Origin of the sequence: Lysinibacillus sp. NPDC096382, assembly GCF_044762845.1 — a bacterium.
Taxonomy (GTDB): Bacteria; Bacillota; Bacilli; order Bacillales_A; family Planococcaceae; genus Lysinibacillus.
This window is the reverse complement of the sequence record NZ_JBIWFC010000029.1, coordinates 1-25,620: the sequence shown is the minus strand read 5'-3', so window position 1 is coordinate 25,620 and position 25,620 is coordinate 1. Positions and strand designations below refer to the sequence as shown.

The 25,620-nt window shown below is 37.5% G+C and carries 28 protein-coding genes and 1 riboswitch; of the genes, 12 read left to right on the top strand and 16 right to left on the bottom strand.

What is annotated here, in order from left to right:
• Nucleotides 1-190 precede the first annotated feature (190 nt).
• Both ACIQZA_RS24320 and ACIQZA_RS24315 read right to left on the bottom strand, forming a co-directional pair.
• Nucleotides 191-1,564 (bottom strand): HD domain-containing protein, encoded by a 1,374-nt coding sequence (locus ACIQZA_RS24320; protein ID WP_400941985.1) that lies wholly within the window; start codon nucleotides 1,562-1,564, stop codon nucleotides 191-193.
• 314 nt (nucleotides 1,565-1,878) lie between these two features.
• Nucleotides 1,879-2,103 (bottom strand): YuzB family protein, encoded by a 225-nt coding sequence (locus ACIQZA_RS24315; protein WP_049667962.1) that lies wholly within the window; start codon nucleotides 2,101-2,103, stop codon nucleotides 1,879-1,881.
• Between the two features lie 499 nt (nucleotides 2,104-2,602).
• On the opposite strand from ACIQZA_RS24315, the gene ACIQZA_RS24310 reads away from it, so the two are divergent.
• The gene (locus ACIQZA_RS24310; protein ID WP_142509390.1) at nucleotides 2,603-3,250 is read left to right on the top strand and encodes an RsfA family transcriptional regulator; all 648 of its coding nucleotides are present in this window, start codon (nucleotides 2,603-2,605) and stop codon (nucleotides 3,248-3,250) included.
• 46 nt (nucleotides 3,251-3,296) lie between these two features.
• Here ACIQZA_RS24310 and lipL read toward each other — a convergent pair whose 3' ends face one another.
• A complete protein-coding gene (gene lipL / locus ACIQZA_RS24305; RefSeq protein ID WP_400941982.1) occupies nucleotides 3,297-4,130 on the bottom strand; it encodes an octanoyl-[GcvH]:protein N-octanoyltransferase in 834 nt (277 codons plus the stop codon).
• A 157-nt stretch (nucleotides 4,131-4,287) separates the two neighbouring features.
• On the opposite strand from lipL, the gene hemQ reads away from it, so the two are divergent.
• Complete coding sequence (gene hemQ, locus ACIQZA_RS24300; protein WP_142509392.1) at nucleotides 4,288-5,037, top strand: hydrogen peroxide-dependent heme synthase; 750 nt, start codon at nucleotides 4,288-4,290, stop codon at nucleotides 5,035-5,037.
• Between the two features lie 175 nt (nucleotides 5,038-5,212).
• Here hemQ and ACIQZA_RS24295 read toward each other — a convergent pair whose 3' ends face one another.
• Entirely contained in the window at nucleotides 5,213-5,395 is a 183-nt protein-coding gene (locus ACIQZA_RS24295) for a hypothetical protein (RefSeq protein ID WP_142509393.1), read from the bottom strand.
• Nucleotides 5,396-6,552: 1,157 nt separating this feature from the next.
• Between ACIQZA_RS24295 and ACIQZA_RS24290 the strand changes: the two genes are divergently transcribed.
• Nucleotides 6,553-6,936: a cell wall hydrolase gene (locus ACIQZA_RS24290; protein WP_400941852.1), complete on the top strand. Its 384-nt coding sequence runs from the start codon at nucleotides 6,553-6,555 to the stop codon at nucleotides 6,934-6,936.
• 21 nt (nucleotides 6,937-6,957) lie between these two features.
• On the top strand, nucleotides 6,958-7,299 hold the full coding sequence (gene gerQ, locus ACIQZA_RS24285) for a spore coat protein GerQ (RefSeq protein ID WP_132360250.1): 342 nt from the start codon (nucleotides 6,958-6,960) through the stop codon (nucleotides 7,297-7,299).
• Nucleotides 7,300-7,574: 275 nt separating this feature from the next.
• Here gerQ and ACIQZA_RS24280 read toward each other — a convergent pair whose 3' ends face one another.
• The 5 genes from ACIQZA_RS24280 to ACIQZA_RS24260 form a co-directional block, all read right to left on the bottom strand.
• A complete protein-coding gene (locus tag ACIQZA_RS24280) occupies nucleotides 7,575-8,753 on the bottom strand; it encodes a M20 family metallopeptidase (protein WP_400941846.1) in 1,179 nt (392 codons plus the stop codon).
• A 222-nt stretch (nucleotides 8,754-8,975) separates the two neighbouring features.
• The gene (locus ACIQZA_RS24275) at nucleotides 8,976-9,356 is read right to left on the bottom strand and encodes a DUF423 domain-containing protein (RefSeq protein ID WP_248717785.1); all 381 of its coding nucleotides are present in this window, start codon (nucleotides 9,354-9,356) and stop codon (nucleotides 8,976-8,978) included.
• Nucleotides 9,357-9,599: 243 nt separating this feature from the next.
• Entirely contained in the window at nucleotides 9,600-9,866 is a 267-nt protein-coding gene (locus tag ACIQZA_RS24270; protein WP_400941844.1) for a YwdI family protein, read from the bottom strand.
• Nucleotides 9,863-10,042 carry a uracil-DNA glycosylase gene (locus ACIQZA_RS24265; protein ID WP_068985233.1) on the bottom strand — a complete coding sequence of 60 codons (180 nt, stop codon included), beginning with the start codon at nucleotides 10,040-10,042 and terminating at the stop codon, nucleotides 9,863-9,865. Before ACIQZA_RS24265 ends, ACIQZA_RS24270 begins: the two co-directional genes overlap by 4 nt.
• A gap of 169 nt (nucleotides 10,043-10,211) precedes the next feature.
• Nucleotides 10,212-10,889 (bottom strand): uracil-DNA glycosylase, encoded by a 678-nt coding sequence (locus ACIQZA_RS24260; protein ID WP_402884453.1) that lies wholly within the window; start codon nucleotides 10,887-10,889, stop codon nucleotides 10,212-10,214.
• Between the two features lie 457 nt (nucleotides 10,890-11,346).
• Here ACIQZA_RS24260 and thiD point away from each other — a divergent pair, with 457 nt between their 5' ends.
• The gene (gene thiD, locus ACIQZA_RS24255; RefSeq protein WP_402884455.1) at nucleotides 11,347-12,177 is read left to right on the top strand and encodes a bifunctional hydroxymethylpyrimidine kinase/phosphomethylpyrimidine kinase; all 831 of its coding nucleotides are present in this window, start codon (nucleotides 11,347-11,349) and stop codon (nucleotides 12,175-12,177) included.
• Between the two features lie 247 nt (nucleotides 12,178-12,424).
• Here thiD and ACIQZA_RS24250 read toward each other — a convergent pair whose 3' ends face one another.
• Nucleotides 12,425-12,976: an acyl-CoA thioesterase gene (locus ACIQZA_RS24250; RefSeq protein WP_142509401.1), complete on the bottom strand. Its 552-nt coding sequence runs from the start codon at nucleotides 12,974-12,976 to the stop codon at nucleotides 12,425-12,427.
• Between the two features lie 179 nt (nucleotides 12,977-13,155).
• Between ACIQZA_RS24250 and ACIQZA_RS24245 the strand changes: the two genes are divergently transcribed.
• From ACIQZA_RS24245 to bshB2, 3 genes are all read left to right on the top strand, one after another.
• On the top strand, nucleotides 13,156-13,485 hold the full coding sequence (locus ACIQZA_RS24245; protein ID WP_400941836.1) for a hypothetical protein: 330 nt from the start codon (nucleotides 13,156-13,158) through the stop codon (nucleotides 13,483-13,485).
• Between the two features lie 757 nt (nucleotides 13,486-14,242).
• Nucleotides 14,243-14,593 carry a YojF family protein gene (locus tag ACIQZA_RS24240; RefSeq protein WP_049667947.1) on the top strand — a complete coding sequence of 117 codons (351 nt, stop codon included), beginning with the start codon at nucleotides 14,243-14,245 and terminating at the stop codon, nucleotides 14,591-14,593.
• Nucleotides 14,594-14,606: 13 nt separating this feature from the next.
• Nucleotides 14,607-15,296 carry a bacillithiol biosynthesis deacetylase BshB2 gene (gene bshB2 / locus ACIQZA_RS24235; protein WP_400941833.1) on the top strand — a complete coding sequence of 230 codons (690 nt, stop codon included), beginning with the start codon at nucleotides 14,607-14,609 and terminating at the stop codon, nucleotides 15,294-15,296.
• A gap of 51 nt (nucleotides 15,297-15,347) precedes the next feature.
• Here the strand turns inward: bshB2 and ACIQZA_RS24230 are convergent, their stop codons facing one another.
• Complete coding sequence (locus ACIQZA_RS24230; RefSeq protein WP_400941831.1) at nucleotides 15,348-16,091, bottom strand: TerC family protein; 744 nt, start codon at nucleotides 16,089-16,091, stop codon at nucleotides 15,348-15,350.
• Between the two features lie 246 nt (nucleotides 16,092-16,337).
• Between ACIQZA_RS24230 and ilvA the strand changes: the two genes are divergently transcribed.
• Nucleotides 16,338-17,600: a threonine ammonia-lyase IlvA gene (ilvA, locus tag ACIQZA_RS24225; protein WP_400941828.1), complete on the top strand. Its 1,263-nt coding sequence runs from the start codon at nucleotides 16,338-16,340 to the stop codon at nucleotides 17,598-17,600.
• 193 nt (nucleotides 17,601-17,793) lie between these two features.
• On the opposite strand, the gene ACIQZA_RS24220 is transcribed toward ilvA, so the two are convergent.
• The 4 genes from ACIQZA_RS24220 to ACIQZA_RS24205 all read right to left on the bottom strand — a co-directional run bounded on the left by ACIQZA_RS24220 (nucleotide 17,794) and on the right by ACIQZA_RS24205 (nucleotide 22,141).
• A complete protein-coding gene (locus ACIQZA_RS24220; protein WP_400941826.1) occupies nucleotides 17,794-18,738 on the bottom strand; it encodes a nuclease-related domain-containing protein in 945 nt (314 codons plus the stop codon).
• Nucleotides 18,739-18,897: 159 nt separating this feature from the next.
• Nucleotides 18,898-19,692 carry an ABC transporter ATP-binding protein gene (locus ACIQZA_RS24215; RefSeq protein ID WP_402884458.1) on the bottom strand — a complete coding sequence of 265 codons (795 nt, stop codon included), beginning with the start codon at nucleotides 19,690-19,692 and terminating at the stop codon, nucleotides 18,898-18,900.
• Entirely contained in the window at nucleotides 19,685-20,713 is a 1,029-nt protein-coding gene (locus ACIQZA_RS24210; protein ID WP_400941821.1) for an ABC transporter permease, read from the bottom strand. The genes ACIQZA_RS24215 and ACIQZA_RS24210 overlap by 8 nt, the downstream gene beginning before the upstream one ends.
• Before the next feature lie 405 nt (nucleotides 20,714-21,118).
• Nucleotides 21,119-22,141 (bottom strand): ABC transporter substrate-binding protein, encoded by a 1,023-nt coding sequence (locus ACIQZA_RS24205; protein WP_402884460.1) that lies wholly within the window; start codon nucleotides 22,139-22,141, stop codon nucleotides 21,119-21,121.
• A 597-nt stretch (nucleotides 22,142-22,738) separates the two neighbouring features.
• Between ACIQZA_RS24205 and ACIQZA_RS24200 the strand changes: the two genes are divergently transcribed.
• From ACIQZA_RS24200 to ACIQZA_RS24190, 3 genes are all read left to right on the top strand, one after another.
• A complete protein-coding gene (locus ACIQZA_RS24200; protein ID WP_400941816.1) occupies nucleotides 22,739-22,993 on the top strand; it encodes a hypothetical protein in 255 nt (84 codons plus the stop codon).
• A gap of 77 nt (nucleotides 22,994-23,070) precedes the next feature.
• Nucleotides 23,071-23,466, top strand: coding sequence for a DUF1259 domain-containing protein (locus ACIQZA_RS24195; RefSeq protein ID WP_402884462.1), 396 nt, complete (start codon nucleotides 23,071-23,073; stop codon nucleotides 23,464-23,466).
• Between the two features lie 296 nt (nucleotides 23,467-23,762).
• Nucleotides 23,763-23,807, top strand: a riboswitch (PreQ1 riboswitch).
• 6 nt (nucleotides 23,808-23,813) lie between these two features.
• A complete protein-coding gene (locus ACIQZA_RS24190) occupies nucleotides 23,814-24,296 on the top strand; it encodes a QueT transporter family protein (protein WP_142509411.1) in 483 nt (160 codons plus the stop codon).
• A 198-nt stretch (nucleotides 24,297-24,494) separates the two neighbouring features.
• Here ACIQZA_RS24190 and ACIQZA_RS24185 read toward each other — a convergent pair whose 3' ends face one another.
• On the bottom strand, nucleotides 24,495-25,064 hold the full coding sequence (locus ACIQZA_RS24185) for a hypothetical protein (protein WP_400941811.1): 570 nt from the start codon (nucleotides 25,062-25,064) through the stop codon (nucleotides 24,495-24,497).
• Nucleotides 25,065-25,620: the final 556 nt, after the last annotated feature.

Below are 25,620 nucleotides of genomic sequence, written 5' to 3'. Positions count from 1 at the left end.
TCACGGACTTTTTATTTAAAAGATTCTAAAAAATTTTATATTTTTTCCATTTTTTTCATCTTTATACACAACAAAAAAACAGTGAAAGTAACTCAATTAGAGTACTTTCACTGTTTTTCACTATTTGTATGTTGGAATACTATTTAATTTAATTATTTTATATACATATTTTTATACATAAAAAAATTTTTTATTTTTTCCCTTTTCCTTCAAGTATGGCTAATATTTGCTTCTTAATATCGGAATGGGTACTGTTGTCTTCTAAGAAATCTAGTGGGAAATAGACTTTATGATCTCGCTTCATGCGGCCAGAAATAGAATCAACAATAATAGATTCACGCGATAGCTCTCGTAGCTCTCCATTTTTCATTTCTAAGAAAATAGGAACACGCACTTCTTCCTCTCCAGGTCGATAAAAGTCATAAGGTAGATCTGCCGTCGTATCATGGACAAGATAATATTCTGGATTTAAATCAGCTTGCTTGAAGAGTTCTTGGAGTTTTTGATATTTATCCAACTCAACACCTGGGTCTAAATCGATGTACTGAAATAACTTTCGATTAACAAAACGGCGGCTTAAGTCACTTAATATAGCATCTTCCTCTTGCATCCAAAGCTGAAAATATGTAAAAAGAATACTTTCATCTAATGCAAGATAGTCTTCAAGCGTAATTGAGTTACGGAAAAACGCTAAAAAGTGTGTAGGCTCGTGCTTAAATTTGTAGCCTGCCAAGCTTAGTTCTTTAGCGCGTTTTAAAATATTATTTAAAACAACCTCTGCGCTGCGAGATACTGGGTGGAAATAAATTTGTAAGTACATTTGATAGCGGCTCATTATATAATCCTCTACCGCATGCATGCCCGTCGTCTTAATAACGACTTGATTTTTTCGCGGACGCATCACTCTTAAAATTCGTTCCATATCAAAATGACCATAGCTTACGCCAGTGAAATAAGCATCACGCTGTAGGTAATCCATACGATCTGCGTCTATTTGGCTAGATATTAAACTGACAACCTGCTTATTCGGATATGTTTTTTCAATTACCTGTGATACTTTCTCTGGAAAATCAGCTGATACTTTTTTTAATACTGCATTCACTTCTGTATCGCCGAGTAAAATTTGTCTTGTATAAAATTCGTGATCAAGCTCAAAGACATTTTCAAAAGCGTGTGAAAATGGCCCATGCCCTAAATCGTGTAATAGGGCTGCACAAAGCACAAGCAATCGTTCATCCTCATCCCATTCAGGACGACCTGCAAATATATCATCTACTATGCGGCGTACAATTTCGTAAACGCCAAGCGAGTGACTAAAACGGCTATGCTCCGCTCCATGGAACACTAAAAACGTTGTACCGAGCTGGCGAATTCGTCGTAATCGCTGAAATTCTTTCGTACCAACTAGATCCCAAATCGCTTGATCCCGTACATGCACATAGCGATGCACTGGATCCTTGAATACTTTTTCCTCTTGTAATTTAGCTTTTGCATAATGTGTCAATTGTACAGCACCCCCGTTTCCTATTTGTTCTATTATATGCGATAAATATAGGACTAGCATACATATTTACTTTTAATTATAGAGACTATCAACCTAACTCGCTGTATTCTCGTCTTAATTTAGGATTCTATTGACCTAATTTCCAAGCAATGGAGCGAAAGTAAAGCTTCTCGCCCCTCACTTTATACGTTCTATCCATCGAAGTGACTCTTCTTTCCGTTCACTTCGATGATTCTATCCGTCGCTCTGGCTCTTCTATCCATCACTTCGTTAGTTATTCGTAGCTTTGATTCTTCTATCGGTAGATATTAAAAATGCAGAAAAAAACAAAAACTATCTCCAACTAGACTAGTGAAGATAGCGTTTTGTTTTACTTATTTTTTTAACTTTGCTAAAACCTTTTCCATTAGTTCTTCTTCCGTTAATGCAGCAACAGGACGGCTATTTACAAAGGTAAATGTTTTTTTACGTCCTGGGCCACAATAAGAATGACAGCCAATTTCGATGGTTGCATCAGGATCGATTTCCTTTAATTTTGGAATTAACGTTTTTAAGTTAACGGCCTGACATTCATCGCAAACTTTAAATTCGTTTGCCATTTTGTCAACAACCCTTTCTATATAGTATTTTCTTAACTTCTTTCAGCAAGTGTCTTTTGACCGAAAGCGTAGCGACAGGTACAGATCTCTTGGTAGCGAAAGCAATGCGTCAGCTACAGAAGTCTCCCATTCTATAGGTGGTGAGATAAATGCGGTTTTAGATCACTTTTTTAGCGGGTGTCCAAACATCCGCTAAAAGAAGTTAAAGCCTCCGGCAGATGTCACGGAATCGGGATGAGGTTCTTTGTGCAAGCACAAAGCCGATTCCGGACGTAATTATGCCGAGGCATAATTGATTCAAAAATTCGTTTCTATTGAACGTATGACTTCACATAGTTAAGTATGTAGCATACGTACAAACCTACATCGGGTATTGTATCGCATTTTTCCCCTTGTATTCAAGCATAATAATTCCTTCCACATAGATGAATAAAAGGTTAAAAGATTGGTCATGCTAATTGTAAATAAAAGTTCCAAATAAAGGTGGGAGGATTTTAATATGAGTAAAGTAAGACAAGATGCTTGGTTAGAAGAAAACGATGAATTATTAGCTGAGGCGGTAATTCGCCATGTGACGGAAGGTAGTACACAATTAAATGCCTTTGAAGAAGCTGGTGATGCTTTAAATCGTACTGCTGCTGCATGTGGTTTTCGTTGGAATGCTGTTGTTCGTAAAGAATACGAGGAACAATTATCAGAAGCAAAAAAAGAAAGAAAAGAAAGAATGCGAGTGTTAGGAGCTCCAGCAAGACGTCGTGCTTCTAGTATGTTTACAGTTAATAGTAGTGCCGCAGAGGGTAAATCAATTCCTCTATCTGCATTAAATCTTGATATTGTTATAGCCTATTTACTACGTTTACAGCACTCTGGTGAAATAGGTAATGAGTCTTCAAAATGGAGACAACTAGTACACGTAACATCCGAGAAAAATAAAAAACTAGAGAAGACAATTACACAGCTTGAAGAGGAAAATCGAGCTATTCGAAAAGATTACGAGCAGTTTGTACAAATTATGAACCGTGCAAGACGACTAGTAACACTAGATGAAGAGGAAGAACGAATTGCACCTGTTTTCAAAATGGAGAAAAACGGAAATCTTGTTACAAGTAGCCCTTATACACAAGAAAATGGCGATGCGCTTAATTAGCAGCATCGCTTTTTTTCTTTGAATTTGGTACCTTCACGATTATGCTTTACTTTGGTTCAAGCATTTTCGTATTCCGATCTAAAACACGTTGTAAATAAAACGCATATTGCGTTAATTCTTCATCATGAAAAGATTCAGCCCGAATTTCTTCTGCCATATTGTGAAGAAGCTGCTGTAAACGAATAACAACGGCTTCCACTGTTAATGATGCATCAATAAGTTCAGATAATGACGCCATCACATCAGGGACGATATTAGGATACGTAAATTTTGTTTCCTCACCTTTTAGACTTTCCTCATAAAAGTCACGAATGAGTGCTGCTCGATCAGAACCGCTTCCTTCAATACATAAATAAATTTGCACTGCTACTCCTTGACGTAAGCGTCTCTGAGAAATACCCGCAAATTTCTTCCCTGCAATACTTAAATCATAAGAACCTGGACAATAGGAGCCTACAATTTCATAGGCTTCAATTTGATCCGATACTTCAGGGAACAATCCTTTTACTAGAGCTACCATGACATCATAGCCATCATTAATGCTTAGCGCTTCCGTTTGTTCAGATAAAACAATAGAAATATTCAGTACACCTTCATCAAGCACAACTGCTAATCCGCCTGAATTGCGTACAATAGGATCATAGCCACGTTCTTTGAGCAAATCCATGCCCTGCTGCACATATGGTAAACGGTGATCCTGAATACCAAGCACAACCGATGCATCATGTACCCATGTACGTATAGTTGGTGGAGAAGCTAATTGCCCTACTAACTGACATAAAGTATCGTCTGTTGCAAAGGATTCAAGTGGCGATCTTTGCTTTGCGCTAATGGATTGATCGTAAAAACGCCAAATCGGCTGTTGTAAAATACTTTTCATGATTGGAACTCCTCTATCTACATCTATTCTCTTTAGAATACATTATCTATCGAAGGTGTCAAATTCGTGAAATGTAATCATGAACTTAGGGAATTTGTACAAACTATGATAAACTAAAATTTGAATGATATTCACTTATAAAGGAGTGTTCTTAATAATGAATGAAGCAGCAATTACTTTAGATGGTTGGTACGCTTTACATGATTTCCGCTCACTTGACTGGGCTTCATGGAAACTAGTTTCTGCTGAGGAACGCCAAGCAGCAGTAGAAGAATTCATTGCATATTTAGAAAAATTAAACGAAGCTGATATCGCTAAAACAGGTTCTCATGCATTTTACGCAATCGTTGGTCAAAAAGCTGACTTTATGATTATGACATTACGTGAAACAATGGAAGAGCTACAAGAGCTTGAAGCTGAATTCAATAAATTGGCGATTGCTGATTTTACAATTCCTACATATTCATATGTATCTGTTGTAGAGCTTTCTAACTATTTAGCAGGTGATTCAGACGAAGATCCTTACCAAAATCCACATGTGCGTGCTCGTCTATATCCTGAACTTCCACGTGCTAAGCATGTATGCTTCTATCCTATGGATAAACGTCGTCAAGGCAATGACAACTGGTATATGCTTTCAATGGATGAACGCAAATCTCTAATGCGTTCTCACGGTATGATTGGTCGTGGCTATGCTGGTAAAGTTAAACAAATCATTACTGGTTCTGTTGGCTTCGATGATCATGAATGGGGCGTAACACTATTCGCAGATGACGTACTACAATTCAAAAAATTAGTATATGAAATGCGTTTTGATGAAGTTTCAGCTCGCTACGGTGAGTTTGGTGCATTCTTCGTTGGTAACCTTCTTGATAACGAAAAACTTGTGAAATTCTTAACTGTCTAAAATGATTTCAATATCAATTTCGCCTTGACGTCATTGCGTCCGGAGGCTTTATCATCATTCAGTAGATGTTTGGAGAAGGATCCACATCGGCATTCATCTCTCTGACTTCATAAGGTAGGAGTCTTCAGCTGAATGAAGATAAAAAAGCGAGTCCATAGTAGTGGACTCGCTTTTTTTAATATTCACTTTCTTCGCTGTTCTCTGATTCCAATATTAAAATAATTGTATGAATAAAAAAGCCAGTTAGAATCATAAGAAAAACTAAATACCAATTATATGGTTGATGATAGTATTCTGCTATACCAACTGCCATGAATGCACTTATGATAATTGCTACAAACGTACCAAAACTATGCATTATAACACTCCTTCATAAAAGCAAAAAATAATTTTCCACTTTAGTATGTCACAGTTTATTTTTAATATACTTACAAAACATTAGATTTCATTTACTCAATCAAAAAAAATAAGAAAGTGCCACAAACCGCGATGACACTTTCTTATTTTCATACCTCAAGACCTTTCATCCTTAACCTTTAAAATTAGTATAATCGTATGGATAAAAAATCCTACTACAATTATTAATATGAAGAGATACCAATGGAGTGGCTGTCCGTAAAAACTCCCTACTAAAAATGCCAGCACAGCACTTAACAAAATGCCTACCCAAACACCAATCTCCATACCCTATCACCTCACATGTATTCAATACACATGCAATTCCCTATCTCACGTTCCCCATTATATTTTCTATCTCTATTTACCCATTTTTATAAAATTTGGCTCATCACCATAACGTGGGGTTGATTTCCGTTCCTGTCTAGGTGGTTTCCTTAGGACGTCGGAGGAAAAAGTGTTTTCTGTGTGAAAGCGTAGCGCAGCAACAGGATGTTCATCACGAGGCGTTACCACAGGACGGGATGCTTTTTGCCTTCGTTCCCCTACCCGTTCGCGCTTCGGGGTCTTATCTGTGACGCAGTTTCCCAAGGAGCTCATCTTCACTCCAATCAACTTATATAACATACGTTTGGTGTTGAATATCTAAAATTTTTTAAAAGTTTAGCTCTATTTTACAGACTACTCGTTATTACTAATATATGCGTAGCATTTTTAAATTGTGAATTTCTTTCAATCAATTATGCCTCGGCATAATTACGTCCAGAATCAGATTTGCACTTAGGCCTGCAGATGTTTTTTTCGCGAAAGCGTAGGATGCAGGTCAGTTAGCCGTTATCGCATAAATGCGACCCTTTCCGATTACGTGACATCCGCCGCATGAGGCTTCAACTTCCAATGAAAAGTAACTTAGCTTACCGCCTATAGAGGTAGGAGACTTCTGTAGCTGACGCTTCGCTTTTGCTACCAAGACATCTGTACCTGTCGCTACGCTTTCGGTCAAAAGACACTTGCTGAAAAAAGTTAAAATTAAACATGTCTACAATACCATCATGCATATACTGTCTGCGAGGAGGAGTGAAAATCGCCGTTATAAAGACGAATGATGCACAAACAGCCATGCTAGCAAGGCTTATGCGCTCTGAGGCAGAAGGTGAAGGAAATTTAGGTATGCTGATGGTCGGCAATGTTGGCGTCAATCGTGTACGAGCCGATTGTTTAGATTTTACGGATGTTCGTACAATTGAACAAATGGTTTTTCAGCGTCCTGGAGGCTTTGAAGCGACACAAAAAGGCTACTTTTATCAACGAGCACGTGATCAAGACCTTCGATTAGCGAAGAGAGTTATTCAAGGCGAAAGATTCCATCCGGCGACTCGTTCTCTATGGTTTTTCAGACCTGAGGGAGATTGTCCAGCACAATGGTATGGTCAGTGGAATACGGGAAGATTCAAAGCACATTGCTTCTTCTCGCCAACCGAAGAAGATTGTCCTCAAATCTAAAAGAAAGAAGGTTGATAACTTATGATGCCTTATTATTGGACACCGACAACGCAACAACAAATGCCGCCACAGGTAATGCCTCCACAGACGACTGGAGCACGACCAACTGGACGGGAGCAATCGTATATTGAGAATATTTTCCGATTAAATCGCGGAAAGCCTGGAACTTTCCATTTTTCCTTCGAGCATGCGGTTGAGCAAGGAAAAAACACAAAAACTGTGCGAGGCGTTGTAGAAGCAGCCGGTCGAGACCATGTTATTTTACGTGAACTCAAATCGAATCATCGTTTCCTTTTCCCAATGATTTACTTTGATTTCGCTGAATATGATGAAGAAATGGCTTATTTTAACCAAAATCCATAAGAAAAAGCTATTCAAAAATTCATATTTTCTTTATGGTAATATCCCGCTCCTCTATATGCGAATAAAATAAGAACAGAATCGGCTTGCTCCTTCGCTCCGCTTTACTTAAGCTTCGTCGCATTGCAAATTTCGTTAGACTCCCCATTGAGTCTCGTATCCTTGCATGCGTCGCAAATGTGTTAGTAGTATGAAACGAGGAATCTGCGTGGATATTTGCCATTAGATCAAAAGAATTGGCATGTTAGGATATCTCCTAGCATGCCAATTTTTATTTACTACTGATTTTCTTGTAAAAACTGCAATGTTGCTTTTCCTAATGTTTTGGCAGCGATCAACATTGCACGTTCATCAAAGTCAAAGCGTGCATGATGGTGAGGATATGCTACTTCCCACTCTGGCTTTTTAGCACCTGTGAAGAAAAATGTTCCTGGTACATTCTCTAAATAATACGCAAAGTCCTCACCAATCATAAATGGTGGACACGTGATAATATTTTCTACTCCTGGTATATCTGCTGCAAGTTGTGCAATAAATTCTGTTTCTTTCACATGGTTATACACAGGTGGATAGCCTCTTGTATAACGATAGTCATAGCTTGCACTGAATGCCAAACAAGTGGCATTTAAAATAGCCTCAAGTTCTTGCTCCATTTGTTTACGTACCTGCTCTTCAAAAGTACGGACTGTTCCAGCTAATACTACCCGTTCGGCAATAACATTGAAAGGATTAATCGCCTCCAAATGACCAATCGTTAAGACAGCTGACTTTAATGGATCAATACGTCGAGATATAATCTGCTGTGCATTGACTACAAACTGTGACGCAAGAGTAACTGCATCAATAGAATGATGAGGCTCCGCACCGTGACCACCTTTGCCATGAATCGTAATTTCCACTTTATCCGCAGCAGCCATAATCGCCCCGTCTCTCACCAATATATCTCCTAACGGTGTTGGTGCCCATAAATGTGTACCGAAAATAACATCTACCCCGTCTAGGCATCCATCTTCAATCATAGGCTTTGCTCCACCTGGCGCCATTTCTTCTGCATGCTGATGAATAAATACTACATTGCCCGCAATATCATCCTTTATTGCATGAAGTGCTTTAGCAAGCCCTAGTAATGTTGCAGTATGACCATCATGTCCACATGCATGCATTTTACCATCCACTTTTGATTTATAAGGGACGTCATTTTCCTCCCAAATTGCCAGTGCATCAAAATCAGCGCGTAATGCCACTGTTTTACCTGGCTTCCCTCCGCGTAAAGTAGCAACAACACCACGTTCACCTACACGCTCTCGAACCTCATGTCCTAATGCTCGATGAAAAGCAGCTACATAGGCTGGAGTTTCCACTTCCTCAAAGGATAATTCCGGGTATTCATGTAAATGACGACGAATCGCTACCATTTCATCATAGTTATGATCTAGTAAAGTAAAAAGCTTCTCCATATCACAAAACCTCACTTCCTATTTATCGAACTTATTTGATAATTATAGTGTACTATAAATCCTTACAAAAACAATAGGAATTAAAACTAACCATTGTATAGTAATTATATTGTTCATTACGAAGGAAAATTCTCTTGACCCGTTACTAGTTCCCAACAAAACAAAAACCCCTTCACACATAGTGCAAAGGAGTAACTTTGGAAAAATATTTATATTCAACTTTCATCGCGCATGTTTAAGGGCAGCAACTATAATTAGAACCCAGCCAGTTAAAAATAGAACACCACCGATTGGCGTGATGGCACCTAGAACTTTAACGCCGCTGATTGCCAGTACATATAAGCTTCCTGAAAAGAAGACAATACCTAGGTTAAAAAAGATTCCAGCTAAATTTAACTGCTTTACTTCACCTAGTAGTTTCGAGCTCATCAATATGCCAATCACCAGTATAGCCGTGGCATGAAACATTTGGTACTGAACAGCAGTTTCCCAAATTCCGCGACTATAATCGTCTAGAACCTCTTTTAAAGCATGTGCACCGAATGCACCCAATGCCACTGCTAAAAAGCCGTGGAGTGCACCTGTTACGATAAATTTTTTCATGTCATTATCCCTACCTTTAATCAATTTCGCCTTGGCGCAATTGCCGCTGTCGCTACGCTTTCGCGCAGATAGACAATGGTCCTGATTTTGAATGTGTTGCACAATTTATTCCTTTCAAAATCCATGACATCCGCCGGAGGCTTTATCTTCATTCAGTAGGCATTGGGACACCTACTGAAAAGGAACCACATCCGCATTCATCTAGCCACCTTCAGAGGTGGGCGTCTTCGCTGAAGAAGATAATTAAAAGTCAAAAATCGAATCACCATTTGCTCCGTCTTCTTCTTCAATTTTTGCAGTATATAAGCTTGTTTGCTTCGGTTCTGACACTAGCATTTGTGGCAGATGTTTTGACTGGGCTTTAGAAATATCGTCAGATGAGTCTAATACCACATCACATAATGCTCGGATTGCCGTTAAGGCTTCACGAATTTGCTGTTCGTCTCCAACATTTTTAACACCAGATAATTGTTTTTCAAGTTGTTGAATAACGGCTTGATAAGGAATCATTGCATTCTCCCACTTTCTGCTTTTGGCACAAATTTTAAACAGTCTGTGCCAGAGGATTGTTTAACGACAACAGATGGTATTTGCTTCGTTTTAAAGCCATATGCTACACATGCCCGTGGAGTTTGTGGGTCCCACGTTACTTTAAAATATTGACATTTGAAACAATTTACCTTCATCGTTGTTCCTCACTTTCTTCTATTATTAACTGTAACACGAAACGATGAGTGATGTGCATCAATTTCGCCTTGGTCTAATTGTAGCTGTTGCTTTGCTTTCGCTACAGAAAACATTTGTAGCTGTCGCTAAAAAAACAATTATTGAATGAAGATATCGATTTATGCCAATCTATGCTAGATTCCAATCAATTGGTTGCTCTCCCCATTCTACTAACTGTGCATTAATCTTTGAATATGGTTTACTGCCGAAAAAGCCTCGATAAGCACTTAGTGGACTTGGATGAGGTGCTTCTAAAATTAAATGTGATGTTGAATATTTACGAATTAATTGTCTTTTACGTTGTGCTGGTTTACCCCAAAGCACAAAAATAATTGGTTTATCTCTTGATGCTAATTTATCGATTACAGCATCGGTAAATTGCTCCCATCCTTGTTCTTTATGAGAATTCGCTTGACCTGCTCGAACAGTTAATACAGTATTCAATAACATTACTCCCTGCTTCGCCCATTTTGTTAATGTTCCATTTTGAGGGATTGGATAGCCAAGATCATCTTGTAATTCTTGTAGCATATTTCGTAGGCTTGGTGGATGTTTGATTCCCGGCATGACCGAAAAACTTAATCCATGTGCTTGGTTTGATCCATGATACGGATCCTGACCTAAAATTACGACCTTTACATCTTGATAAGCCGTCGTATTAAATGCATTCATTATGTCATTTATCGGTGGATAAATTGTTTGTGTTGAATATTCATCATCTACAAATTGATGTAACTTTGTGTAATATGTCTTTTCTATTTCTTCTGCAAGTATTGCTTGCCAATCATTCGGGAATACTTGTTTCATTGTAATATAAGCCCCTCTCTCTTCTTACAACGGTACAAAAAAATAATGTTGAATTCAAGTACCCAGTTCAATTATGCCTTGGCATATTTGCGTCCAGAATCGGCTTTACGCTTAGGCCTGCAATTGTTTTTTGTGCGCAAGCGTAGTGCTAACGTAACGGCAGCGGCACCGATTCAGGTAAGTTAGCCGTTATCGCACGGATCGATGGTTTTAGGCTAACATCCTTTATTAACTCCTTTCCGATTCTGTGACATCCGGCGGAGGCTTTAACTTCTTTCAGATGAAAAGTGAGAAAAACCCAAATTTATCTCACCGTCTATAGAAATAGAAGACTTCTACTAAAAGAAGTTGAACTGACCTTCTAAAAATATCTAACTCTGACTATTTTTACAGCATCAGAATAAGACTATACTAGATGGTAATTTTAAAACTTTTATTTATAAAGGAGATATTCCACATGGCTCTAAAAAAAACTTTAACGATTGCTGGTTCAGATACATCAGGTGGCGCAGGTATGCAAGCCGATCTTAAAACATTTCAGGAGCACGGCACATATGGCATGGTGGCATTAACAGTTGTCGTAACAATGGATCCAAACGGTTGGACTCATAACGTAACACCACTACCAACAGAGCTTTTACAAAAACAAATCGATACTGCTCTTTCAACAGGCATTGACGCCATAAAAACTGGTATGCTGTCAACGGAAGAGATTATTCGTATCGCAGGTGATGCTATCGCAAAATCTGGTACTGCAAACGTGGTCATTGACCCTGTAATGGTATGTAAAGGAGAAGATGAAGTATTGAACCCTGGTAATACAGATGCAATGATTCAACATCTTTTACCATTAGCTGCAGTTACAACACCTAACCTATTTGAGGCTGGCCAATTAGCTGGTACTGGGACACCTAAAACAATCGAAGAAATGAAAATAGCCGCTCGTAAAATTCACGGCCTTGGTGCCAAAGCCGTTGTGATTAAAGGTGGAAAAGCGTTAGCTACTGAAAAAGCAACTGACTTATTCTTCGACGGTGCAAAATTCTACTTATTAGAATCTGAAAAAGTAGCTTCTACTTATAACCATGGGGCTGGCTGTACATTTGCTGCTTCCGTAACAGCAAACCTTGCAAACGGTCTTTCAGTACAAGAAGCTGTAATTGAAGCAAAAGAATTCGTTTCAGCTGCAATCGCTCGCGGTTGGGCATTAAATGACTATGTAGGACCAGTTATGCACGGTGCAAAATCTCGTTATGGCGCACCACAAGTAACAGTAACAGAAATCTAACTTTTTTCAGCAGATGTTTTGGTAGCGAAAGCAAAGCGACAGGTACACCCCACCCTATAGGTGATGAGATACGTGCGGGTTTAAGTCACTTTTCAGTGGGTGTCCAATCATCCGCTACAAAGTTAAAGCCTCTTGCGGATGTCATGGGACGGTAAGGAGTTTTTGTGCAAGCACAAAGCCGATTCCGGACTCAATTATGCCTCGGCATAATAACTAAAAGGCATCTGATTAGTTTCAGATGCCTTTTTTACATATAGTAGTTCTCCATCATTTCGAGCCGATAATCCCATGGATCGTTCATCGAAATGAATTGAGCCAATGCCTTACTTTCCTTTTTACGATCTGCACGCGCCTTTGCTCGTTCAGATGCCGTTTCATGTAGTTTTGTCTCCTCTACTGTTTCTGGGATAACAGATGGAACTGGGGCTGGTTTATTATTTTCATCTAATGCAACAAAGGTTAATAATGCTGTTGCTGCTACCTTACGTTCTCCTGTTTTCAAATTCTCAGAAATGACCTTTACGAAAACTTCCATTGAAGATGTCCCTGTCCACGTTACATAAGATTCGAAATAGACAGAATCGGTCGGGCGTATTGGATGCAGGAAGTCTACAGAATCCGTTGAGGCTGTCACACAATCTCTACGGCTATGCTTAGCAGCGGAAATTGAAGCTACTTGATCGATGTCACTCATCAATCGACCGCCAAACAGTGTATTATGATTGTTAATATCATTCGGAAAAACTCGACTTGTACGCATAACTCTAGAATCTTTACAATATTTAAAGTTTTTGTTCACATCTATTCCCCCTAAAAACAACTGTTTATTTCTACTATATTGCTCTATTTTTCCATAAAAAGCAATTGAATTATCCGAAAATTAAGAATTTTTTAACTGTTGTTTTTTTATTAATTCTCTGGACAAGATACACTACTGCTTCATATGCCATATATTAGCTGTATATGGGAGGGAGAAAAATGGTAAGACGTAGACAACAACAAACCCCAAATGGAGAAGGAAATTTCCTAGCTGGTGAAGAAGCTGGTCTCCTAGGTGAAGATACAGGTATTCAAAGTGGAGATATAACCTCTACCAAAGTAGAATTAATATCTTCAATGGTTTTGACAATAGGGTATTCATTAGCAACCCTCTCCACCATTTTAGCATTGCAGGAAGAAGAAGCAAATGAACAAGCAAGAACATCCGACGCGCGAAATCAAAGTGTACAATTTAGACAAATGCATAAGCATCTATCACATCTCAATAACCGTCTAGATTCCATTGAACGGAAACTCAACCGATATTAACAAATACATACCTCCAAAAACCGCTAATTATAAAAAGCCGCGATTCTCCGTCATAAAAGAGAATCACGGCTTTTTTTACTATACTATGATAATGAGCTTTCAGTCTTCTTCCCTTTTTACAGCTATACATACCAATGTTGAAGGAACGTCATCTATTGTACCAAGATAGAATTCGTTATTACCTAGTTTAAAATCCCCTTCAACATTATGCGCTGCCTTTCCTCTGTTAAGGAAGAAATCATGTTCAGTATCTTTTCGTTTGTGAAACCGTATACAATACAAAACGACACATTTTGTACAAAATTGCTTTCACACTCATTATATTGATATATTTCTATAATTTTTTCAAGAGTATTGCTTAAAAATCTTCATAGATTAAAAAATGGAATCATTTATGCCCCGGTACGAATGCGTTCGGAAACTTTAGCTCAGAGGTTTTTTTGCGAAAGCGTAGCACAACGGAGTGGCGGCCAATAAAGCGAAGCACAATTTAACGACAGCGTTTCATGCATACTAAAACAGAGCGGCAGCACAGCACGGTGTTGGTCACCCAGGCGTTTCACAGAATGATAAGTTCTTATCCTGAGTTCCCCTATTTCATTGATATATGTGGACCCACTGAAAGACGTTAAACAAGCCTTCGAGATTCATTTGAGGTGAAGTATATTAATGATGTTGTGTTACATAGGCATTCAATTTCCCTTTGTGAATTATTTTTACTATACTTAAAGGAGAAATAATCGAGAGGAGTGTTGAGATGCAAGAAGTACAAGTAAAGACGTTGCAGGAATTATTGAATTCTTTCGCCAATAAAGACGTTTATATTCATCTTGAGACGACAAACGGTTCTTATGCAGCACACTATGATGAAAAATTTTTCAATGCAGGTGCTTTTATTCGCAATGCAAAAATCAACTATGAACTTGCTAAAGTGGTAGATGATTCACCCCATCGTGTCGGGTTAAAAATGGCACATGGCTGGGTTTATGCTCAAGGCATCACACATTTTGAATTAGATGATTTAGGCCGTTTATTAATGGCTGGACTAGACTACTCAGGTAAATTGGCGATTGCACTCGAAATTAGCGAAACGCCATTTACTTACTAAGGGGGACGACTTTTTGAATTTACAACCACAGCGTCATATTTTAATTGTTTACCCTCACCCAGATGATGAGGCTTTTTCAGTTGCTGGAACAATTGCCTATTATACAAAGAAAATGAATACACCGGTTACATATGCCTGTTTAACTTTAGGTGAAATGGGGCGTAATTTAGGAAACCCACCTTTTGCAACACGTGAATCTTTGCCAGAAATTCGACGTAAGGAGCTTGTTGCAGCAGCAGAGGCTATGGGAATACAAGATTTACGTATGCTTGGTTTCCGTGATAAAACGATTGAATTTGAAGACGATGAAAAAATGGTAAAGCTTGTTGAAGGTTTAATTAAGGAGCTAATGCCTTCTCTTATCTTTACGTTCTTACCTGGTTTTGCAGTGCATCCTGACCATGAAGCTACAGCACGTGCCGTAGTGGAAGCTGTTCGTCGGATGCCAAAAGTTGCACGTCCACAAGTGTTAGGTTGTGCCTTTGCAAATGATACGATCGAAAAAAATGGAGAGCCACATGTTGTCAACGATATACGTGAAATGAGGATGGATAAAATTAAAGCATTACAAGCACATACGTCTCAAACTGCTTGGATGATGCGAGAAACAGAAAAACGTGTTGATGACGGCGAGCCAATGAGTGAAAGCTGGCTTAATATTGAAAAGTTCTATATTGTGAATCCTGATCAATATGTAAAATAACAATAAAACGGTTCTGTCCTCTTTCTTCATTGAGAACAGAACCGTTTTATATTAAGCGACCCTCATCTTTTTTAAAAAATGAATAATGAAAGTTATTGAGAAAATAACAATTAACACAACAAAAAACATATAATGTGGGACGTGAATACCGATGACGCTGGCTAGCATTTTCAGTGCAATAATCCCAATAATAATAAATGCTGTTGCCTCTAATTCTGGTATTTTTTCTATAACGATTAAAAATAAGCCAGCAATAGTTCTCATCATTAAAATACCTAACATTCCCCCGATTAGTAATATCCAAATTTGATTGGATATCGCAAAAGCAGCAAAAATCGCGTCAATTGAAAAAGCAATATCCATCAGTTCCACAGAAATAACCGTTGCCCAAAAAGTTCCAAAAAGGCGAACCAACAACCCTGTTTTTTTCATCTCTTTAGTACTATCCGCTTCCCCTATCTGTAAGAAATGAGCAACACATAGCCAACCTAAATACAGGGCTCCTAGCAATTTAATAAACCAAAATTCTACCAAATAAACACCTATCCCGATAAATAAAAATCGGAAAAAATAGGCCCCAAACATACCGTACATTAATGCCCGTTTGCGTTGCTTGTTTGGCAAATGCTTCACTAGCACTGCTAATACAAGTGCGTTATCTGCTGAAAGTAAACCTTCTATTATAATTAATGTTGATATTAACCCCCAAGAGACAGGGTCAGTTAAAATCTCTTTCCACATTTCCCAATTGAAAAATTGCATGTATGTAGATAGAATTCCTTGAATGATTTCCAATTATATACCCTCCTACTTGTCCTAAGGTATTCTATTATATGCTTGACCATTTTTGTTATGAGGAAATGTGTGCATCCTTTATTTTTACAAAAAAATTCTCGTAGAAATTTAATTATTCTGCATTTTGTAGTTTCCTAGACAAAACAGGCACCGAAAATTTAGAATTTACTAAAAATTAATGACAAAAAGCTTATAATATGTGCTATCATAGATAAATGTTTTATACGTATACGGAGGATGAATATTATGGAAGCTGCTGACACTAGAACTGTGCAGGTAGAAAATATCTTGATTGCACATCATTTCTTAAAAGACGTAGTGGTGCACACGCCGCTACAAAAAAATGACTATCTATCCGAGAAATATGGAGCTAATATTTATTTTAAACGCGAAGATTTACAGCATGTACGCTCATTTAAACTTCGTGGTGCTTATTATAAGATTAAAAAAATCGAAGAAGAGGCTCGTAAAGTTGGCGTCGTTTGCGCGAGTGCGGGTAATCATGCCCAAGGTGTGGCCTACGCCTGTGCTCAATTGAAAATTCAGGCAAGTATTTTTATGCCTCAAACAACACCTAAGCAAAAAATTGACCAAGTGCGTATGTTTGGTCGTGATTATGCAGAAATTATTTTAGCAGGTGATACCTTTGATGATGCTGCAGAAAGCGCATTTGCTTACTGTGATGAACACGATAAAATCTTTATTCACCCATTTGATGATTTCGATGTCATTGCTGGACAAGGAACGGTCGCTGTTGAAATTATGAATGACATGGAAGAACCGATTGATTACGTGTTTGGTAGTATTGGTGGCGGTGGCTTAATGTCAGGTGTTTCTGCCTATGTGAAAAACCTTTCCCCTAATAGCAAAATTATCGGTGTTGAGCCTACCGGGGCAGGCAGTATGAAGGCTGCTTTTGCAGAAGGCGGTGCAGTGGCACTTGATTGGATTGACAAATTTGTAGACGGTGCTGCGGTAAAGTGCGTCGGTAACCACACATATGACGTTTGTCGTCGCTACTTAGACGATATCGTACTAGTACCTGAAGGAAAAGTATGTACAACAATTTTAAATCTTTACAATAAACACGCTATTATCGCAGAGCCTGCTGGAGCATTATCCGTAGCAGCACTCGACTCCTACAAAGAGGAAATTAAAGGGAAATCAGTCGTTATCATCATTAGTGGTGGTAATAATGACATCGATCGTATGCAGGAGATTAAAGAAAAGTCTTTAATTCACGAAGGCTTACTCTACTACTTCATCGTTAGTTTCCCACAACGCGCAGGCGCACTTCGCCAATTCCTAACAAGTGTGCTAGGTCCAAATGATGACATTACAACTTTCGAATATACAAAGAAAAACAACAAAGAAAGTGGTCCTGCCCTAGTCGGTATCGAGCTTGGCGATCGTGAAGACTACGAAGGTTTACTTGTTCGCATGGATGAATTCGGCTTCAAATACAAAGAAGTAAACAACGACATTCAACTATTTGGCTTACTAGTCTAACATAAAGGGTCACACTACTTGCGTGAGTGTGGCTTTTTTGTGTGGATAAGGGGCTTATCGGAATGATTTTGTGTTTTATCGGAACAATTTTGAGATTTATCAGAACAATTTCAGATATTATCGGAATGATTTATTAATTTATCGGAACATTTTAGAAAATACAGTCTATCTGACCGCGTTGATAGACTATATACTATTTAATAATATACTTTCGATCCTTTTTTGCACCTACTTCTTGAAGCTGCAAAGACTTCAATATTTTATATACCGTTTTAGCGCAAGAGATACCGAAAAAATCTTGAAATAAACTGTTGGATATAAATTCACCATACATATGACGGTAATCTTTCAGTGCATTATTAAATGCTTGATCATCTCTCCCACCACAATTCTCACACCGCCACTTACCTTGACGATAGTGCATGACAAATCGATAATCGCACTTAGAGCATAATACACCTTTCTTTAGTTCATCCACATTCATATCTAGCGTCCACTGTGTCGGTTTATGCATCGTTAGAATTTGCTCAGAGAATTCTCTTAAAACTTCTTTACTTAGATAGGCTTGTTGATGTTGCTTAAACAACTGCTCTACCTTCTCAGCCAAGCCACTCACATGAATTATCGGGTGTGCGGACAAACTGGACGTCATAATCATATTTGGATTTGCAGAAACGACTATATATTCAATCGGTATATGATGCCCACTCATTTGAAATAATCTACGCAACATTCTGGCGTGCCGCTTCACTTGGTCAAAGGGATTGCGAAAACCATCTACTTTGTCATCAGACGTAATTCGAATAAATTGATGGTTATCTTCCATATATTCTACACGCCCAACGATATTTTTGATTTCCACTATTAAAATAAAATTCTGCGACATCAACAATGTATCCATTTGATGTATGGATCCACCTTCATCCTTAAGCGCAACATCGTGTAATAAATAATGCGTTTGCTCTAAATAAATACTTTGCCATTCTCGATCTACTCGTTGCTCACCTGCATACCCTGCTCTTGTTCTATTGAGCATATCTTGATAGTAAGTAGTTTTTGGGTGAGATTTCGGTAATCGCCTTTCAAGCATTTCTAATGTGAGTTGTTTTGATGAAACTTCGCGCTTTTTGAGTAACATATTTTCACCTCCTTTAGTTAGATTATAATGCACCTCTTTCACCTTAACTAAATTTTCAGTTTTTTATTAACAAACTTTATTTCTTTATCCCCCAACTTCCAAAAAATATCGACAACAATCGAAAACGCCCACACCTAGGTATGAGCGTTTTATCATTTATTATCCTAGTAGCGCACGGTCTGAGTTCATTTTCTCTCCGCGGATACGTTCGAACTCTGCCATCAAATCTGGGATGGTTAATTCATGCTTGCGATCCTCGCCGACCTCTAAAATAATTTGACCTTTATCCATCATAATCAGTCGATTTCCTAAATCTAATGCTTGTTGCATATTGTGCGTGACCATCAATGTCGTTAAGTTGTCTTTCTCAACTAAATATTTCGTAATACGTGTGATTAACTCTGCACGAGATGGATCAAGTGCCGCAGTATGCTCGTCTAGCAATAAAATCGAAGGCTTCGTAAATGTTGCCATTAAAAGTGACAAAGCTTGACGCTCCCCTCCCGAAAGTAAGCCAACTTTTGCAGACAATCGATTTTCAAGATTTAAACCCAACATCTCTAACGATTCCTTGAAAAATTCACGACGCTTTTTATCAACACCGAAGCGCATGCCTCTACTCTTATTACGTGAGTAAGCTAATGCTAAATTTTCCTCAATCGTCATTGTTGGCGCTGTACCAGCCATCGGATCCTGGAATACTCGACCGATATAGTGAGAACGCTTATATTCTGGCAAAGTAGTAACCTCATTCTGATCAATTGAAACCGTGCCAAAGTCTGGTATTAGCGCGCCAGAAATCATATTCATCATGGTCGATTTACCAGCACCATTACTGCCGATAATTGTGACAAAATCCCCTAGCTTCAAATGCAAATTAATTTCTGCGAGTGCTATTTTTTCATCAGGCGTACCTTCATTAAAAATCTTATTAATGCCGTTTAATTTAAGCAAGGCGCTTCCCTCCCTGCTCTACCGTCTTTACGCGCGTTCTCTCTGCTGCACGCTTCACCTTTCGTTTTCGTTCCTTACCCTTATTGATAAATTGTGGTAAAACTAACGCTATAATAACAATGATAGCCGTTATTAATTTCATATCTCCTGAATCAAGGAAATCTACTCGTAATGCTAATGCTAAAATAATGCGGTAAATGATCGCTCCAGCAATGACAGCGAAAGTTGTGCGCATAATCGTTTTTGTACCGAAAATTGCTTCACCGATAATAACAGATGCAAGACCAATCACAATCATTCCAATCCCCATACTGACATCTGAGAACTTTGAATATTGAGCGATTAAAGCTCCAGAAAATGCCACAAGTGCATTAGAAAGTCCTAGCCCTAAAATTATAAGTGTATCTGTATTTGCCGAGAAGCTACGAATCATACGCTTATTATCACCGGTTGCTCGAATAGCCAATCCAACCTCTGTTTTTAAGAACCAGTCTGCAATGAACTTAATTAAAATCGTAATGATTAAAACTACGATTATCGTACTCCATGTTGAAGGTAGTTTCTGAACGCCGAAGCCTTTTAATAGGTTATTTAAAGCAGCATCGATTCCCAAATCGTTCCAAAACACTTGAAACTTTGAAAATAAAGTCTCTGAATTTAATAGTGGAATATTCGGACGACCTATCGTATTTTCTGCAGTTGATCCCATAATTCGTAGGTTAATAGAATACAAAGCAATCATCATTAATATCCCCGATAATAGAGGATTAATCTTTCCTTTTGTGTGAAGAATTCCTGTCATACATCCAGCAATAAATCCAGCAACAATTGCCACTAAAGTTGCTAAGATTGGGTGGTAGCCAAGCATAATCATCGTCGCTGCTGTAGCTGCCCCTGTTACAAAGCTTCCATCAACCGTTAAGTCTGGAAAATCTAACACACGGAATGTTAAATACACACCAAGTGCCATAATTGCATAGATGATCCCTTGCTCCATCGCGCCAAATATTGCTAAAAACATAGTTCATCATCTCCTAATAATTTCTTAATAAATATAATTCGGCTCATCACCATAACTTGAAGTTGATTTCCGTTCCGGCTGGGCATTTTCCTGGGGGGCGTCCGATAAGCCTTCGTTCCTCTATCGCTAATCCCTAAGGAGTCGCCTAGCCTAGCCTCCACTCCAATCAACTTATCCACTACAACTTTCAATATGAACCATAATTTTTAGTATTCTAATAAGATGAATCTAGAAAGGATTACCCCACCATAATTGGGATTAATGCAATGTACTCTATTCGCTCGTAACTATATATAGCGCTAATCCTTCCTCATAATGACTTCATTTTTTATTCTAAAAAGTAGATAAAGCGGGGGCAGTTTTAGTTCTCCCCCGCTTCGTTCCATAAGATAATCATGTCAGTCATTACTTTTCTAACAGCTCTGCACCCCAAGAATCTTTCATTTTGATCCCTAAATCATCCGCTACTTTTTTATTGATTAATAGTTTTAATTTTTGTGGGTATTGCGCTGGTATATCAGCAGGTGTTGCTTCACCTTTTAGAATCTTCACAGCCATTTGCCCCGCCTCATAACCGATGTCATAATATTCAAAACCATATGCAACTAAGCCACCACGTGCTACAGAGTCGAGCTCTCCAACAACTAATGGTAATTTATTAGAGTTTGCTACATCAATTACAGACTCAAGAGCCGAAACTACTGTATTATCAGTAATGATATAGAATGCATCTGCTTTACCAATTAATGATTCAGTAGCTTGTTTTACTTCTGCAGAAGTTGCCGCAGATGCCTCAACTACTGTTAGGCCTTGTTCAGCCATAACTTTTTTCACTTCTTTTACTTGTGCTACTGAGTTTTGCTCACCAGCGTTGTATACCATACCTACTTTTTTCGCACCTAGTTCCTTTAAGAATGCTACTGTTTTCGAAATAGTATCAGGATGTAAATCAATCGTTCCTGTTACATTTTTCCCTGGCTTCTCCATAGATTCAATGAGCTGTGCGCCAACAGCATCCGTTACAGAAGTGAAGACAATTGGAATATCACTAGTAGCTGTCGCCGCGGCTTGTGCTGATGGCGTAGAGTTAGCAAAGATTAAATCTACGTTGGCACTTACTAGATTGTTTGCAATGGTCGTGTTAAGACTATTATCTCCTTGCGCTATTTGCGGATCGTATTCAACTTTTAAGCCAGATTCTTCAATTGCTTTTTTGAAACCTTCAGTTGCAGCATTTAAAGATGGATGCTCAACAATTTGAGTAATCCCAATCTTAAATGTTTTGTCATCTGCATTGCTGCTCTCACTAGCATTATTCTTGTCGTTCTCTTTCGAATCTGATGAACTAGATCCACTGTTGCCACAAGCAGCAAGCATTAAAACTAATCCAAATAACAGGAACGAAAGCTTTCTTAAATTGCTTTTCACAAATAATCCCCCCCAATATTATCTCTAATATTTATCACACTTTATCCAAACAAAGTGTGAACTTATCGCTATATTATCGTTATTATATAGGTTCGTCAATAACATTATGAATGTTCTGACTATTAAACTTAACAAAATATTTTATTTTTTCACTCAATTTGTCACTTTAAACCACTAAACTACACTATTTCTATAAATCGATTTCTTTTTTCTAATATAACAAAAATTTTTTTGACAAATTTCGCGAAGTTATTTTTCTGCTATTGATTTTTCAAGTAATTTATATACAAAACTTAAAAACCTGACATTCTCCATAAGAAATGTCAGGCTTTCAAATTATTATATTTATTCGCTATTACTTCTACAAGACATCTACTAACCAACTACTTTAGGGTAACGGGATATCTGGGAAGCATACGTGCGTTTGAGTAACACCTTGGATGGCTGAATAAAATCAACCTGCGAGTACTTTCTCCCTTAATGGTTACATTTTATTTATTGCTAACAAGATTGATCTACACATTTCAGTCTCCTTTTTTACACTTAATGCATATGATGCAAATAAGACGAATGCTGCTTTCAAAAAGGAGGAATACCATGAACAATGAAGAAATCGATTTAAATCAACCTTCTTATTCACAAGAGAAACAAAATGCAAATGTAGGGGATATTGACACAATCATTTCTAATCTTTGTGACAGTCTATTTGCATTTGCTCTAGATTTTGCCTTAAATGCCTTGGAATATACAAAAGATTTAGATGGAGAACTAGAATATACAGATGAATTCAAAAAACAACTAGACGATATAATTTTTGAAATAGGAGAAATTAAAAATGTTTTAGATGAATAAATCCCAATCAGAGACCTCTACTACTTTCGCACCAAGGCATCCTCATTATAGAAGTTTAAAAAAGCAGAGGTGTCTAAATGCAAAGCTTTCAAGATATGTGTACAGAATTTGCTCAGATTGCCAACGGAAAAGCTTCTATTGAACATGGTGTATGTTCAGTAAAGCTTAATCGAAATCTTAATGTTATGATTCAAGGTCGCCCAAGTCGTAGTGCACTTCATGCTGGGATAACGTTCGAATCACTCGATATATATGGAAATGCACTTAACTTAGGTGAAGTTGTAGTACTTCAAGAAGAATTAACACCATTTGTTAAGGTACTTGCAGAAAATAATTTAATTATAAGTGCCGTCCATAATCACTGGATATATTCAGATCCAGTAATTTTATACGTTCATTTTCAATCAATAGAGCCCCCATTAATCTTCGCCCAAAAATTTGCTCAAGCATTTAGTGTTTTAAAAAACTACTGATAACTACACTTGTTAAAAGAACTGCTTAGCACAGTTCTTTTTAATATGACTGGATAGATATTCGATTTTTAATGTTCACGGTTGCTTCTCATCTATAGTCCAGTATCATTCCATCTGTAAAGAAGCAACTGTACAAGCCCCTCTTCTTATGGATTCCAAATTCTAATCCCGGTCACGCGCACACTAATGAGCAACGAACAAGGGCTAAATATTACCTTTAGCACTATGAATTTCTGCGTTTTTTTTTACTCATTGCTATTTACAAATAAGCATAAACATTGATATGATTGCATTTGCTTCACGTGGTTCGTAACCATCCCACGCAAAAAAACTAAGGAGAAATGTATATGAAAGTAAAATTTTTAACAACGAGTGGCATAATTGCAGCTCTTTACATTGCTATTACATTGTTAGTCGCCCCATTTGGCTTTACAGAGGTGCAGTTCCGTATATCAGAAATGTTTAATCATCTAGTTGCGTTTAATCCACGCTTTACCTTCGGAATCATTATTGGTGTATTTATCTCCAATCTATTTTCACCAAATGGCATTATCGATTTGTATTTTGGTGTAGCCCATTCAATGATTACCCTTGGGTTGTTCATTCTTATTTGTAAATTTGTCAAAAATATTTGGGCACGTTTAGTCATTAATACATTATTATTTACATGCACAATGTTCATCATTGCTTTTGAATTGAACATTGCTTTAGAATTACCATTCTTCTGGGCATGGTTAACTGTTGCCGCAGGTGAATTTGTTGTCTTAGCGGTCGGTGCACCGATTATGTATACATTGAATAAACGCTTAAACTTCAAAAATTTAATTTAACGAAGCTGGGACATAACTAAATGGTTCCTTCGAAAAGTCGAATAATTTCTAAATTAATAAAACACGTAAATAGAAATACCGAACTATTCCGAAACACTTCATAAGCGTTTCATTGAATAGTTCGGTTTTTTTGTTGGCTGAAACACTTATGTCCCAGTTTCTTTCCTGTATACCTTCCTCACATGTTATTTCTTCTTTTTATGGTTTTTCGCATGCAAAATTATACCCACCAATTCTTTCAGCTTCTGCTTCATTGGTTTGTACTTTTGAACCAGATCTATCTCTTGAGTCAATTATTGGGTTTCCGTGCTGATCAAAACATCTATTCATATAATTCATTTTTTCTTTATGTGTAAGATATCGATCCCAGAAAAAATATCCAACAAAAGAAACAAAACCAATTCCTGCAAGCCACGCTATAACGGCAAATTCTTGAATTTCACCATTTTCATCTTCTTTATAAATTATGTTGCCATCATAATTTTCCATGTCTATCCCTAATGTTAAAAGTTTGTTATTAACTTCTTCAGGAGTTAGTGATTCTAGAGAAGATTCATAATAATTTAATTCTTCATCTGTGAAATTATATACTTCATTAGCAGCCTCTTCATCAAATTCTAGTTTTTTAGTATTAAAGTTATATAATACTGATTCGGCTAAAGCACTTTCTTTACTTGCTAGTTCATTGGCATGTACAAAACTTGGTGAAACTGTAGATACAATCAAAGTAAGTATCAAACTGCAAATAAAAACGGTAAATTTTTTCATCCTAATTCTCCTTTTTTGTTTTTTGGTAAAATAATACATTTATGGATAATAAATTGAATTATTTCCTCAATTATACATAATAACCGAATTAATATATACTTTATATAATATATATATAGAAAGTGAGGTGTATTGTTTGTATTTCTCGAATATGCAATTATTAATGTTGATATTTGCTTTTATTATTGTGATTTTAAGCTTCATTAAAGTTTATCAAATAAAAAAAGAGTATTTGATTAAGCATAGGGAACTAGAAGTGGAACTGGAGAAAGTCGAATTAGAAAGACAAAAAATAAAAGCTGAGAATATAAAAAGTTGAATTGAAAAACGCTGTCAAATCAACAATGTATAAAATTTTGTATGCATATTAAAAGTCATTCAATCAAAAAAGGAGTAATGACAAGGTTTGACCTTTGCCATTACTCCCTACTTCTTCAGTGGTTATGTTTTACCTACTGATTAAAAACATACTAACATTAGTAGTACAAACCAAGGCCATGGTTTGTGCTACTATTTTTTTATAGTAGAAGTGAAGAAAAGCCGACCAGCCTCTGGG